General features: G+C 50.2%; 12 protein-coding genes. 11 read left to right on the forward strand and 1 reads right to left on the reverse strand.

The genetic code is table 11. The features are described 5' to 3' along the window. Nucleotides 1–13 precede the first annotated feature (13 nt). The 5 genes from ALO_RS19680 to ALO_RS19700 all read left to right on the forward strand — a co-directional run bounded on the left by ALO_RS19680 (nt 14) and on the right by ALO_RS19700 (nt 4,962). Nucleotides 14–904 (forward strand): GHMP family kinase ATP-binding protein, encoded by an 891-nt coding sequence (locus tag ALO_RS19680; protein WP_004099734.1) that lies wholly within the window; start codon nt 14–16, stop codon nt 902–904. Continuing rightward, nucleotides 885–1,979: a threonine-phosphate decarboxylase CobD gene (gene cobD / locus ALO_RS19685; RefSeq protein ID WP_004099736.1), complete on the forward strand. Its 1,095-nt coding sequence runs from the start codon at nt 885–887 to the stop codon at nt 1,977–1,979. Before ALO_RS19680 ends, cobD begins: the two co-directional genes overlap by 20 nt. A 6-nt stretch (nt 1,980–1,985) precedes the next feature. Further along, complete coding sequence (locus tag ALO_RS19690; protein WP_004099738.1) at nt 1,986–2,600, forward strand: histidine phosphatase family protein; 615 nt, start codon at nt 1,986–1,988, stop codon at nt 2,598–2,600. Nucleotides 2,601–2,751: 151 nt separating this feature from the next. After that, on the forward strand, nt 2,752–4,701 hold the full coding sequence (gene feoB, locus ALO_RS19695) for a ferrous iron transport protein B (RefSeq protein WP_004099739.1): 1,950 nt from the start codon (nt 2,752–2,754) through the stop codon (nt 4,699–4,701). 27 nt (nt 4,702–4,728) lie between these two features. Next, entirely contained in the window at nt 4,729–4,962 is a 234-nt protein-coding gene (locus tag ALO_RS19700; protein WP_004099745.1) for a FeoA family protein, read from the forward strand. Between the two features lie 57 nt (nt 4,963–5,019). Here ALO_RS19700 and ALO_RS19705 read toward each other — a convergent pair whose 3' ends face one another. Continuing rightward, the gene (locus ALO_RS19705) at nt 5,020–5,226 is read right to left on the reverse strand and encodes a DUF1858 domain-containing protein (RefSeq protein ID WP_004099747.1); all 207 of its coding nucleotides are present in this window, start codon (nt 5,224–5,226) and stop codon (nt 5,020–5,022) included. A 249-nt stretch (nt 5,227–5,475) separates the two neighbouring features. Between ALO_RS19705 and mraZ the strand changes: the two genes are divergently transcribed. From mraZ to ALO_RS19735, 6 genes are all read left to right on the forward strand, one after another. Continuing rightward, nucleotides 5,476–5,907, forward strand: coding sequence for a division/cell wall cluster transcriptional repressor MraZ (gene mraZ / locus ALO_RS19710; RefSeq protein ID WP_004099749.1), 432 nt, complete (start codon nt 5,476–5,478; stop codon nt 5,905–5,907). Nucleotides 5,908–5,923: 16 nt separating this feature from the next. After that, nucleotides 5,924–6,856, forward strand: a complete 933-nt coding sequence (gene rsmH, locus ALO_RS19715; protein WP_040294003.1) for a 16S rRNA (cytosine(1402)-N(4))-methyltransferase RsmH — start codon at nt 5,924–5,926, stop codon at nt 6,854–6,856. A 42-nt stretch (nt 6,857–6,898) separates the two neighbouring features. Then, the gene (gene ftsL, locus ALO_RS19720; RefSeq protein WP_004099752.1) at nt 6,899–7,258 is read left to right on the forward strand and encodes a cell division protein FtsL; all 360 of its coding nucleotides are present in this window, start codon (nt 6,899–6,901) and stop codon (nt 7,256–7,258) included. 262 nt (nt 7,259–7,520) lie between these two features. Further along, the gene (locus ALO_RS19725) at nt 7,521–9,608 is read left to right on the forward strand and encodes a stage V sporulation protein D (protein WP_004099753.1); all 2,088 of its coding nucleotides are present in this window, start codon (nt 7,521–7,523) and stop codon (nt 9,606–9,608) included. Between the two features lie 57 nt (nt 9,609–9,665). After that, on the forward strand, nt 9,666–11,162 hold the full coding sequence (locus ALO_RS19730) for a UDP-N-acetylmuramoyl-L-alanyl-D-glutamate--2,6-diaminopimelate ligase (protein ID WP_004099760.1): 1,497 nt from the start codon (nt 9,666–9,668) through the stop codon (nt 11,160–11,162). After that, on the forward strand, nt 11,163–12,536 hold the full coding sequence (locus tag ALO_RS19735; RefSeq protein WP_004099763.1) for a UDP-N-acetylmuramoyl-tripeptide--D-alanyl-D-alanine ligase: 1,374 nt from the start codon (nt 11,163–11,165) through the stop codon (nt 12,534–12,536). Nucleotides 12,537–12,826: the final 290 nt, after the last annotated feature.

Genomic DNA, 12,826 nt, shown 5'->3' on the forward strand with positions numbered 1-12,826 from the left:
AAGGAGAATAGACATGGGAGAAACAGTGAAAGCCCCGGGAACTTGCGGCGAATTGGTGCAGGGGACTCTGGACGGCAAAAATTTTCTGATCACCTGTCCGGTTGATCTTTACTCGGTTGCGAAAGTGAACAGGCAACAACCTGATGACGCCGCCGGCTGCAAAACCCGGCAGGCTGTCACGGCTACTTTAGACTATTTAGGCATCAGCGAGCACCGGATCCAGGTTAGCATCTCATCTCAGCTGCCTGTCGGCAAAGGAATGGCTTCCAGCAGCGCCGACATAAGCGCCGCTTGCCAGGCGGTTGCCTTGCACTTCAACCGGATGCTGACGCCGGATGAAATAGCGGATATTTCCTTGACGATAGAGCCAACTGACGGTATTTTTTACCCCGGCATCAGCATGTTTGATCATGTACACGGACTGATCCGCAAAAGTCTGGGGATGCCGCCCCGGCTGTTTATTGCCGTATTTGACGCTGGCGGTGAGGTGGATACCTTGCTGTTCAATTCCCGCCAGGATCTGGCCAGACTGAATCATGCAAAGGAGTCGCTGGTACGGGAAGCTATACAGCTAGTAAGCCGGGGCATCACCCAGCAGGATGGCGGCCTCATTGGACGCGGCGCTACCCTGAGTGCGGTTGCCAATCAGGGTATTTTACCTAAGCCGTGTTTGGATACGTTTTTAGAGATTACCCCGAAATTTGGCGCGGTGGGCGTAAACGTGGCTCATAGCGGCACAGTCATGGGGGTTCTTTTTCCGGAAAATAACCTGGCCGCAATCGCCCCATGCGTACAGGCGATTCTAGATGGGTGCAGCGATGTCACTTATCTGCGGACCGTCCGGCTGATATCCGGTGGTTTGCAAATTGAAAGGAGGCTGCCGGATGAGACAGCAACTTACTGATGTCCATGGCGGAAACATCCATCGGTTGTCTCGCGACCAGAAGGTCCCCTGGCAGAGTATTTTGGATTTTAGCGCCAATATCAATCCCTGCGGCCTGCCGGCCAGCGTGCGTGACTGTCTGGCCCGGGAGATAGACAGTCTGGTGCATTATCCTGATCCTCAGGCTTTTCTTTTGAAGCAGGCTATCAGCGAGCGCTATCAGGTCCCTGTTACCTCTATTGTTGCCGGCAACGGCGCTGTCGAGCTGCTCTATATTCTCTGCCATATGATCAACCCGAAACGCGTTCTGGTTACAGCGCCAACTTTCAGTGAATACGAACGGGCGGCACGGGCCGCTAATGCTGAGATCTGCTATTACACGCTAAGCCCGGATAATGATTTTACCTACGATGCGGCAGTTCTGGAACATTTGGTGGCGCGTATGGATATCCTATTTTTGGGAAATCCTAACAATCCTACCGGTTCCATGCTGACTAATACCGAAATAGAACACCTGCTAGCATGTTGTCAGCGCCACCATTGCCTGGTGGTTGTTGATGAGTCTTTCATTGATTTTCTGCCGGATGACAGAGATTTTACCTGTCGGCGGTTATTAGACCAAAATGATCATTTAGTCATTTTGCAGTCTCTTACCAAGTTTTACGCTTTACCCGGCCTGAGATTGGGGTTTGCCTTATGCAGTGAGCGGATTTCTCAAATTCTTCATAAAGGCAAAGATCCCTGGAATGTGAACAGTTTAGCCCAGGCAGCAGGAGTCGCGGCATTAAAGGACGTATCTTACAGTGAGACGAGCAAGCGGATCATGCATGCGGCAAAAGATGATTTTTTCCGCAAATTATGCGCCATACCAGGCTGGAGACCGCTGAAACCGGTTGTTAATTACATTTTAGTGGATGTCGGACATACCGGCAGGATAGCGGCCGAGTGGCAGCAGTTGTTGATGCAGCGCGGCGTATTGATTCGGGATTGCAGCAATTATCGCGGCTTGTCGGCGGCCTTTATCCGGTTGGCGGTAAAGCTTGCGGAACAAAATGATGCATTGATTCATGCGATTACAAATTGTACGGGAGAATAATAAGGTATGACAAGAATTATTTTTGTCCGGCACGGGCAAACATTGTGGAATCAAGAGTTAAAATACCAGGGACATACGGATATTTCTCTTACGGACCAGGGCATCCGCCAGGCTGATCTGGTAGCCAAACGTCTGTCCCGTGAAAAGGTTGTCGCGATTTATTCCAGTGACCTTAGCCGGGCTTTCTTAACCGCTGAGAGAATTGCCGGTCAATTCGGATTGCCGGTGGCTTCTTTTGCCCAGTTGCGGGAATTTTGGTTTGGGGACTGGGAAGGGCTGACCTATGAACAGATTCAAAAACGCTGGCCCGATGAAGCCGAGCAATTTGTTAACTCCCCGGGGCATGTACAGATACCGGGAGGAGAAACCTATACTGAGGTACAAGAGCGTATGGAGCAGCTCGTGTTGGAACTGGTGAAAAAACACGACGGGCAAACTATTATCATCGTGTCCCACGGCGCCGCCATCCGCGCGGTTCTGTGCGCAGCCCTGCATATGCCTCTTGACTATGTGGGGGCGATACGGCAGGACAATACGGCTGTGAATATTGTAGAATACTATGGTGAACAGGCCATTGTCACTTTGGTAAACGATATTCATCATTTGAATGCGGCGGAGTAGACTATTACCGGTATTCTCTGAGAAAGCAAAGGGAGATCAATTGTTGATCCGCCCTTTGTTTTTTTATGGATATTCCCCTGAGAAATGGAATACAAAATAGCATGGTCCTTAGTGTCTTGGTGAGACGGCGTGGATCAAGGGGGTGGAACCCATGGAGGCAGAGAAGCGTAAAATAATCTTGATCGGCAATCCCAATGTAGGGAAAAGCATGGTGTTTAACTATTTGACCGGTTTATACGCCACGGTGTCGAATTATCCCGGGACCACGGTGGATGTTACCCGCGGCAGGATGCGGCTCAACGGAGTGAGATTTGAAGTGGTTGATACACCGGGGATCTACTCTCTGATCCCGACCAGCGAGGAAGAACAGGTCACCCGGCGGCTGCTGTTTGAGGAACATCCTGACTTGGTGATTCATATAGTGGACGCCAAGAATATCCGGCGGAGCCTCAGGATGACTCTGCAGCTTCTGGATGCCGGATTTCGCGTCTTGCTGCAGCTGAATATGATGGATGAAGCCCAAAAGGCCGGCAGACGTATCAACATAAGGATTCTGCAAGAAAGATTAGGGATTCCGGTGGTAGCCACTTCGGCTGCCGAGGGCTATGGACTCAAGGAACTGAAACAGCAGATCCTTCTATGGAAAACCATTGCTGCCAGGCCGGTTTTACTGTCCCCTGACATTGAGCAGGTCATTGCAAGGATCAGTGCCCAGCTTGATTTTGTCGACCAGCTATCAAAAAAGGGAATGACAAAACGTATCATCGCCGTTCTGCTGCTGGAGAGAGACGCCGGCATGCAAAAACTGATTCTATCCCGTCCCGGTGGCGTACGGGTCAGAAAAGAGCTGGAGCAATGCGCCGGCCTTTATCCTCAGGGAATGGAGTTTCTCCTGACTGTACAGCGGCAAGCTGAAGTCGACCGGCTGCTGGAACATTGCATCCGCCAGGAAGGGGGAGAGAGTCATCCGTTTCATGACAAAGTGAACCGGTGGACCAGAGAGCCTTTCACCGGGGCAGTGGTTTTGATTTTTGTGATCTATCTGGGGCTGTATCAATTTGTCGGCCGGTTTGGGGCAGGGTATTTGGTGGATTATATGAACCAAGAAGTTTTCGGCGATTTTTTGCTTCCCTTACTACAAGCCTTGATAGACAAATATATAGAACTTGACTGGCTGAAATCGCTTCTAATGGGAGAATATGGGGTAATTACACTGGGCTTTCGTTATGCTGCGGCGATTATTCTGCCAGTGGTCGGCACGTTTTTTCTGGCTTTTGCCCTGCTGGAAGACAGCGGTTATCTTCCCCGCCTGGCCTTATTATTAAATAATATGTTTAAGTGGTTTGGCCTGAACGGCAGGGCAGTGATCCCTCTGACTCTGGGTTTTGGCTGCGGCACAATGGCGGTCATGGTGACCAGGACATTGGAAACCAGGCGGGAACGCCTGCTGGCCACCTTCTTACTGGCGCTGGCCATTCCCTGTTCGGCCCAGTTAGGAGTCGTATTAGCTATATTATCAGGCAGTCCCCGGATATTACTACTGTGGCTGGGATGTCTGCTGTTTATCTTTGGACTGTTTGGCTATATCAGCGCCCGGATCATTCCCGGCCAGGCCAATGCCTTTTATTTGGAGATCCCTCCTCTGAGGATGCCCCGGCTGTCTAATGTTTTCCTGAAAGCCTGGACCCGGATGGAAATGTATTTCGTCGAAATTGTTCCGATTTTTGTTGTTGTGAGCTGCAGTTTGTGGCTGGCCGATGAACTGATGCTGCTGGAACGCTGGATTTCTCTGATGCGGCCGGTGATGTCGCTTATGGGGCTGCCGCCGGTAATGGGCCAGGTTTTTTTGCTGGGGTTTTTCCGCCGGGATTATGGGACTGCCGGCCTGTTTGATTTGTGCGCCAAAGGCTTGTTGAATGAGGGACAGTTATTGACGGCGGCCGTGTCCCTGACAGTATTTGTCCCTTGTATCGCCCAGACCGTCATGATGGTCAAGGAGCGCGGTTTCCTGGTTTCACTGGCGATTTTGCTGGTGGTCGCACTGATTGCCCTGGGATCGGGCTGGCTGGTGCATTTTCTCTACAGCATCCTGGGATTTTAGAAAGAAAAGATAGGATAGTGAAACGTCATGGCCCATCAAACATTAAAAGAACTTCAGGTTGGGCATAGGGCCAGGGTTGAAGCTTTTTCCACTATCGATGCAGGTCATCGGCGAAAGCTTATGGCTTACGGTCTTTTGCCCGGTATCATGATTGATCTGCTGCAGGTCAGGCCAAACTACGTGATCCGTATTGACCATATGGAACTGGCGATTGATGCGGAAGTGGCCGCAAAAATATATATATCCAAGGACAAAGTCTGAGAGTCAAAAGCCCCGGATGTCATACATCCGGGGCTTTTGACTCTCATCTAAAAGGACTCAGTGAGATTTTTCCGCCACTTTGTTCAGGTCCTTGATCAAGGCATCCAAATCGATACCGTGAGCCATGGCGCCCTGCTCAATGTTTTCGAAGCGCGCAGCGGCGCATCCTAAGCATCCCATGCCATGGCTTCTGAATACATCAACGGTTTGCGGATATTTTTCAACGACTTCAATAATGCCCATTTCCTTGTTGATTTCAGACATATAGTATCTGTTACCTCCTCGCCGGATGAAAGTTCATCAGCTAAACAAATTATAGCAACATTTATTCACAAATACCAGCCTGTTTATATCCTTTTCTATTCTCCTGAAATTATGCCTAACTTAAAAACATGTATACTTTTTCCTGAAATTTCAACCCAGATGGAAGGAATTTTGTTATTCGTCCAGAAAATAATGAAATAGTGGTACAAAGTGGAGTAAAGTGGTAGAACAACGACAGGGTGATGCACTGTGTTGCTGGGTGAATATTCTCACAGTATAGATGATAAAGGAAGAATCATTCTGCCCGCCAAATTTCGGGAGGAATTGGGCGATAGTTTTATTGCCACCAAAGGATTAGAGAAATGTATCTTCGTATATCCCAAAGCGGAATGGAGTAACATAGAAACAAAATTGAAGGAACTGCCGCTGGCTAAAGCCGAAGCCAGAGCCTTTGTTCGCTTCTTTTTCGCCGGTGCGGCCGAAATCGAATGTGATAAACAGGGGCGGATGCTGCTGCCGGGAACTTTGCGGGAATATGCGGCATTATCCAAGGATGTGGTGGTCATCGGGGTACTGAACCGGATAGAGCTTTGGGACAAGGACGCCTGGGAAGCCTATAACGCCGATACCAGCCAGGCGGTAACGGAAATTGCCGAGCAATTGGCTGATCTGGGAATTTAGTATACGGGGCGATGTTATGAGTTTTCAGCATACCACGGTTTTATTAGAAGAGTCCGTAGCCGCTTTAGTGACAGACCCGGCGGGTATCTATGTGGATTGTACCTTGGGCGGTGCAGGCCACACCTTAGCCATAGCTGGGCGGCTATTGTCTCAGGGACAGTTGGTGGGAATCGATCAGGATCCGGCTGCCATAAAAGCTGCCAGAGAAAAATTAGCCGCTGTTCAATGCCGTGTGCATATTGTCCACGCTAACTTCAGAGAAGTGGACCGGGTTTTATCGGACTTGGGGCTGTCAAAGGTTAACGGCATTTTATTGGATTTGGGTGTGTCGTCGTATCAGCTGGATACTGCTGAACGGGGCTTTTCTTACATGCAGGACGGTCCTCTGGACATGAGGATGGATCCTGAGGCACGGGTATCGGCCTACCAGGTAGTGAATAATTATTCCGAGGCTGATCTGGCCCGGGTGATTCATGAGTACGGAGAAGAGCGCTGGGCAAAGCGCATCGCGCAATTCATCGTTGTCGAGCGGGACAGGCAACCCATCGGTACCACCGGGGAATTGGTTCAGGTCATTAAACGGGCCATTCCCTCCGCTGCCCGGAAGGAAGGACCTCACCCGGCCAAACGCACCTTCCAGGCCATTCGGATCGAAGTGAATCGGGAACTTGAAGTCCTGAGGCAGGTTCTGGAAAAATCAGTCGATTTGTTGACAACAGGCGGCCGGTTGTGCGCGATTACCTTTCACTCTCTGGAGGATCGGATTGTGAAGCAGACCATTCAAAATCTGGCCAAACCTTGTACGTGTCCGCCGCATTTTCCTATATGCGTGTGCAATCGTAAACCCTTAGTAAAAGCAATAGGCAGGGCACTTTCTCCCGCCGCCGACGAAATAGAAAACAATCCCCGTTCACGCAGCGCCAAACTACGGGTTGCGGAAAAATTGTAATTTATTTGTAATTTGGTCTAAAAATTGGGGAGGTTAATAGATATGTTAGTAAATAAGAAGCAGGAGTGGTTGGCACAACCGGAAACAACAGTCCAGCCTGAGAAAGTCGAAGTAGCAAAGGTAAATGTCGCGTTACGTCAAAAATGCGGCAAAATTGCCTTGCTGTTCATATGTTTTGCAGTATTGCTTACCATTCAAAGCGAGTTTACCGTTCGTTACGGCTATCAGATCGCGCAGATCAGGTCGGAAATTCGCAAACTGGATAAGGAAAATGAACAACTGAAGCTGGAAATCGCCAAACTGCGGTCACCTCAACGTATCCAGTCCATTGCCTCCTCCAAATTAGGCATGATTGCACCGCAGAATTTTTTCGGCGGGACAGCAGGGAAAAAGGCGAACTAACAACAAGACGAAAAGCAACAGCCAGACCACAAGCCGCCTGACATTTGCGGAAAACCATCCTTTTTCCTTGCATCCCGGCCTCTTTTTCAATGGTCTCCTATAAACTGAGACCGTTCAAAAGGGTCCAGATGCTAGGCGCGATGAGGACGCGCGCGCAGACAGTACGTTCGAGAGGGCGCGCCCGCAGGAGTAACGACGCAGATGGGCCTTTTTCAACGGTCTCCTAGGGGGTTGAATCCTTGATGAGATAGGGGGGGGACGAGTGGTCTCGGCATCACATGTTACGATTAGAAAACGGCTTGCCTGGCTGTTTCTTTTCGTCACGCTGGTTATGATAGGTTTGGCCGGCCGCCTGGTTTATTTACAGTTTTTTCAAAGCTCCTGGCTGACAGAGCACGCTGCCGATCAACGGCTACGCCATATTCCGGTGGAAGCCAAACGAGGAATCATTTTCGACAGAAATGGCAAGGAATTAGCCGTAAGTGTGAGCACAGAATCCTTGTACGCGATTCCGGCTCAAATAACAGACGCCGACCAAACAGCAGCCAAATTGGCTGCTATTTTACCTTTAGATAGACATCTTCTGGTGCAAAAGTTAAAGAGACGCCAGGCGTTTATCTGGCTTGATCGTAAAATTGACGACGCCGCCGCTCAGGAAATCAAGAAGCTGAACCTGCCGGGCATTGGTCTGACCCAGGAAAACCGGCGGCATTACCCTTATGAAAATTTAGCTTCTCATGTGCTGGGTTTTACCGGGATTGACAGTCAGGGCCTGGATGGAATTGAACTTACGTTTGACAACTATTTGCGAGGCCGTCCCGGGGGTATTGTGGTTGAAAATGACGCACGGGGGCGGGAAATTCCCTATTCCAGTCCCCGTTACGTTGCTCCGGTGGAAGGAAATAATGTTTACCTAACAATTGATATCGTAATTCAGCAGATTGTGGAACGTGAATTGGAACAAGCCATGAAAAATACTCAGGCCAAAGGGGGGAGCATCCTGGTCATGGACCCCCAGACAGGAGAACTGTTGGCCATGGCCAGCCGGCCGGATTATGATCCAAACCGTTTTGCCGAATATCCTTCTTCCGCCTGGCGTAACATTGCGGTGTCCAATTCCTATGAGCCGGGGTCCACTTTCAAAATCATTCCGGCGGCAGTGGCCTTAGAAGAAAAACTGGTAACCCTGGACAGCCGATTTTACGATCCGGGATCAGTCGAAGTCCAAGGCCGGCACATCCACTGCCACCGGCGCAGCGGACACGGCAGCCAGACTTTCCTGCAGATCGTGGAAAATTCCTGTAATGTCGGCTTCGTTAATGTTGGGTTACGAATAGGGAAGGATCGGTTTTATGACTATATTGACGCCTTTGGGTTTGGCCGGCTGACGGATGTAGATTTGCCCGGCGAAGCCAAGGGGCTGGTCATTAACCGGCAAAAAGTAAAACCGATTAACATTGCGACGATATCCATCGGCCAAAGTATTGCCGTAACGCCTTTACAACTGGTATCAGCAGTATCGGCGGTGGCCAATGGAGGAAAACTGCTGCGGCCTCAAATTGTGAGGGAAGTGCAGGACCATAACGGTCAATTCATACGCGCGTTTCATCCTGATGTGAAGGTCCAAGTTTTGGATGCCGCTACCAGCAAAAAAATGACAGGAATTTTGGAAAGTGTTGTAGAAAATGGAACGGGGAAAAACGCCTACATACCGGGGATGCATATTGGAGGCAAAACCGGTACGGCGCAAAAAGCAGGAGCAGGCGGCGGCTATGCCAGCGGCAAATACGTGGGATCTTTCATTGGAATGGCGCCTGCCAATGCGCCTCGGATCGTGGTTTTAGTTGTCATAGATGAACCCCAGGGTTTATACTATGGAGGGCAAATTGCAGCGCCTGTTGCCAGTAATGTCATAAAAAACGTGATGCAGTATCTGGGCTTGTCCGCCAAGGATATTGCTCCTAAGCCTGGCGACGATACCCCTCATACGACGGTGCCCAATGTCATTAACTTATCTTTATCTGAAGCCGTGCAGGAACTTCGCAAAGCAGGGCTGGATGTGAAAAGTGATGGCACTGACGGAACAATCAGTGACCAGGTTCCTAAACCCTTCAGCCGGGTACCTCAAGGCTCAAGCATTTTGCTCTATTCCGCCAGCCCGCGGTTCAGCGCCTCGGAGGTGACGGTCCCCAGTCTGGAGGGGTATGAGCCTAAACAGGCCATCCAGTTGTTGAGTGAATTAGGATTTATAGTTGAAACCAGCGGCAGTGGTGGTACAATAGTAATGCAGGAACCGTCGGCGGGCAAAAAGGTACCGGCAGGATCCAGTGTGATGCTCTATCTCGAATAGGGATAATTTTAGCAATAATAGGAAAAATATCATGAACAAGGTTATGTAGGAGGACTTATGATAGCGAAAGAATTGAAGGCACTTGTAACCCTATTGCCAAATGCAAACGTAATATCCGGCGAGCTGGCTCACAGGATCGAACACCTGGTATATGATTCCCGCGCTGCCCAGGCAAATACTTTGTTTGTTTGTCTGGCCGGGGCCAAAGTCGACGGCCATGATTATGTTGCAAAGGCGCATGAGCAGGGCGCAGTGGCGGCCTTAGTCGAAAAAGATGTAGCAGCGCCTGACGGCATGACCATTATCAAGGTGCCGGACACCCGGCTGGCAATGCAGAGCATCGCTCCCTATTTTTTCGATTATCCTGCTCAGAAATTGCGCATGATCGGGGTAACCGGAACCAACGGCAAAACCACCACCACCTATTTGATCCGTCATATTTTGCAGACAGCCGGGTATCGGGTAGGACTCATCGGGACGATCAACTCCTACATTGGGGACCGGGTACTGCCGGTGAAAAATACCACCCCGGATGTGATCGATCTGCAAAGCCTGCTGCGTCAAATGGCGGATGCGCAAATGGATTATGTGGTGATGGAGGTTTCTTCCCATGCGCTGGCCTTGGGACGGGTAGCCGGATGCGAGTATGATGTGGGCGTATTTACTAACCTGACCCAGGATCATTTGGATTTTCATAAAACCCTGGAGAACTATCGTTGCGCCAAAGCGCAGCTGTTTGCCATGCTGGCATCGCAACATGGCAAACAGGGCTCCAAGGCGGCCATTATCAATCTGGATGACCCGGCCGGTCAGACCATGATTCAGGCTGTAGGCAAGGTGAAGGTTTTGACCTATGGCATCCATCAGACCACCGATATCCTGGCTCAGGACATTGATGTTCAGGCCAAGGGGGCATCCTGCCGCGTGCGAACTCCCCAAGGCGATCTGGCTTTACAATTAAAAATTACCGGTATATTTAATATTTATAATATGATGGCGGCCTGCGGCGTGGCGCTGGCTGAAAACGTTCCCCTGGCTACCCTTCGTTCGGCTTTGGAAAGTTTCCGCAGTGTGGCCGGCAGGTTTGAAATCGTGGATGCCGTTCAGTCCTTCAGTGTCATTGTGGATTATGCCCATACACCTGACGGGTTGGAAAATATTCTTCGTACTGTCGGGCAATTTGCCAAAGGACGCATTATTTCGGTGTTTGGCTGCGGCGGCGACCGGGATAAAACTAAACGGCCGATTATGGGGAAACTGGCCGCGGCAATGTCGGATATTGTGATTGCCACATCCGATAATCCCCGGTCGGAAGATCCTGTCCAGATTCTGAAAGAAATTGAGGTAGGGATCAAAGAAGGGCTTACTACAAATACATATGAAGTTATTATAGAACGGCGGGAAGCCATCAAACGGGCGATTTCCCTGGCGCAACCCGACGATATTGTGATCATCGCCGGCAAGGGGCATGAAACCTATCAAATTTTAAAAGATAAAACCATTCACTTTGATGACCGTGAAGTTGCTCGCGAATGGATACAGGAGATGAAATAGATGGCGTGTTTTACCCTGGATGAGGTCTGTCTGGCAACCGGCGGCAGCATCATTTCAGATAAACCGGAATCAAAGGCTTTACTGTTTGCCAGTGTTTCAACGGATTCACGGTCTATAGCTTCAGGAGATCTCTTTATTGCCCTGCAGGGTGAAACCTTTGACGGGCATGACTATCTGTCCCAGGCCCGTCAAAAAGGGGCTGGAGGAATCATTGTCAGCCGGAGGGACGCGTCTTTGCCTCAGGACTGTCCGGTTATTCTGGTTCAGGATACTTTAAAGGCTTTACAGGATTTGGCCAGGTTCCACCGGCAGAAATATAGCATACCGGTGATCGCTGTCACCGGCTCTAACGGCAAGACCACTACCAAAGACATGATTTCCGCCGTATTATCCGTCAGGTTCAATGTACTGAAAACCGAAGCCAATTATAACAATGAAATCGGCTTGCCGCTGACTCTTTTACGGCTGCAGCCGGAGCATGAAGCTGTGGTTGTGGAGATGGGCATGCGGGGAATGGAGCAGATCCGAGCATTGGCCCAGATTGCCCTGCCTAATGTAGCAGTGATCACCAATGTTGGCGAAACTCATATCGAATTATTGGGCTCCATCGAAAATATCGCCAAAGCCAAGGCCGAACTGGTTCAGGCTGTGGCAGCCCGGGGGCTGGTCGTGCTGAACGGCGACGACGACCGCGTGGCGAAAATGAGAGATCTCACCGAGGCACGGGTGATCTATTACGGATTGAAGCCCAAAGCCGGCGTGAAAGCGGAAAATATCCGGACCGCAGCCAGCGGTGTTACCTTTGACAGTCTGACTGACGGGCGAAAAGAATGCATCGAACTCCCTACATACGGCGTTCATAACGTATACAATGCCTTAGCAGCTATTGCTGTGGGGCAAAGTATGGGAATGACTCCGGAAGAAATTCGGCAGGGATTAAAGAATTTTACACCCAGCGCTATGCGGTTGCATATAGAGAAAATGGGGCTCTATACAGTGATTAACGACAGCTATAATGCCAGCCCTCTATCCATGAAGGCGGCGATCAATGTATTAGGCGATATCGCCGCTGGGCGGGCCGTCGCTGTATTAGGCGATATGTTGGAATTAGGAGCTCATTCTGCCGAGGCGCATCGTCAGATAGGCCTTTATCTGGCGGAAAAACAGATTAAAGCGGTCATTGGTGTGGGCGATCAGATTCAACACACTGTCCGCGCTGCTAAAGAGTCCGGTGTGCCTGAGACGGTTTTTTGCCAAAATCATCAGCAGGCAACCGATGCCTTAGGCCGGCTGCTGATGCCAGGAGATACCGTGTTGTTGAAAGGCTCGCGGAGTATGAAGATGGAAAGGCTTCTGCCGGTATTCAACACCTGAGGGGACCGTTGAAAAAGGCCCATCTGCGTTGTTGCTCCTGCGGGCGCGCTCGTTCAGAAAACATCCATTTTCAGTTTCGAATGCAGTAGTTTATTTTGCTGTGACTCCACCGAAAAGTGATTTGTTTTCTTCCTGATCTCACGATGCTCCGCATCTTTTTAGTATCGACGTACCCTGCGAACGTACAGTCTCACGCGCGTCCTCGTCGCGCTATCGGAATTTGTGACTTTTCGGGAGATCGTAGTAATGGATGCTTTCTCATATGCCGAAAAGTCACCTAAATTCTTCGG

The sequence above is a fragment of the Acetonema longum DSM 6540 genome (assembly GCF_000219125.1).
GTDB lineage: Bacteria > Bacillota > Negativicutes > Sporomusales > Acetonemataceae > Acetonema > Acetonema longum.

Excerpts from the sequence above, each read along its gene's own strand:
- ALO_RS19735 (WP_004099763.1), top strand. The coding sequence starts at position 11,163 with ATGGCGTGTTTTACCCTGGATGAGGTCTGTCTGGCAACCGGCGGCAGC.
- ftsL (WP_004099752.1), top strand. The coding sequence starts at position 6,899 with ATGTTAGTAAATAAGAAGCAGGAGTGGTTGGCACAACCGGAAACAACA.
- ALO_RS19730 (WP_004099760.1), top strand. The coding sequence starts at position 9,666 with ATGATAGCGAAAGAATTGAAGGCACTTGTAACCCTATTGCCAAATGCA.
- ALO_RS19690 (WP_004099738.1), top strand. The coding sequence starts at position 1,986 with ATGACAAGAATTATTTTTGTCCGGCACGGGCAAACATTGTGGAATCAA.
- ALO_RS19700 (WP_004099745.1), top strand. The coding sequence starts at position 4,729 with ATGGCCCATCAAACATTAAAAGAACTTCAGGTTGGGCATAGGGCCAGG.
- cobD (WP_004099736.1), top strand. The coding sequence starts at position 885 with ATGAGACAGCAACTTACTGATGTCCATGGCGGAAACATCCATCGGTTG.
- rsmH (WP_040294003.1), top strand. The coding sequence starts at position 5,924 with ATGAGTTTTCAGCATACCACGGTTTTATTAGAAGAGTCCGTAGCCGCT.
- ALO_RS19680 (WP_004099734.1), top strand. The coding sequence starts at position 14 with ATGGGAGAAACAGTGAAAGCCCCGGGAACTTGCGGCGAATTGGTGCAG.
- ALO_RS19705 (WP_004099747.1), bottom strand. The coding sequence starts at position 5,226 with ATGTCTGAAATCAACAAGGAAATGGGCATTATTGAAGTCGTTGAAAAA.
- feoB (WP_004099739.1), top strand. The coding sequence starts at position 2,752 with ATGGAGGCAGAGAAGCGTAAAATAATCTTGATCGGCAATCCCAATGTA.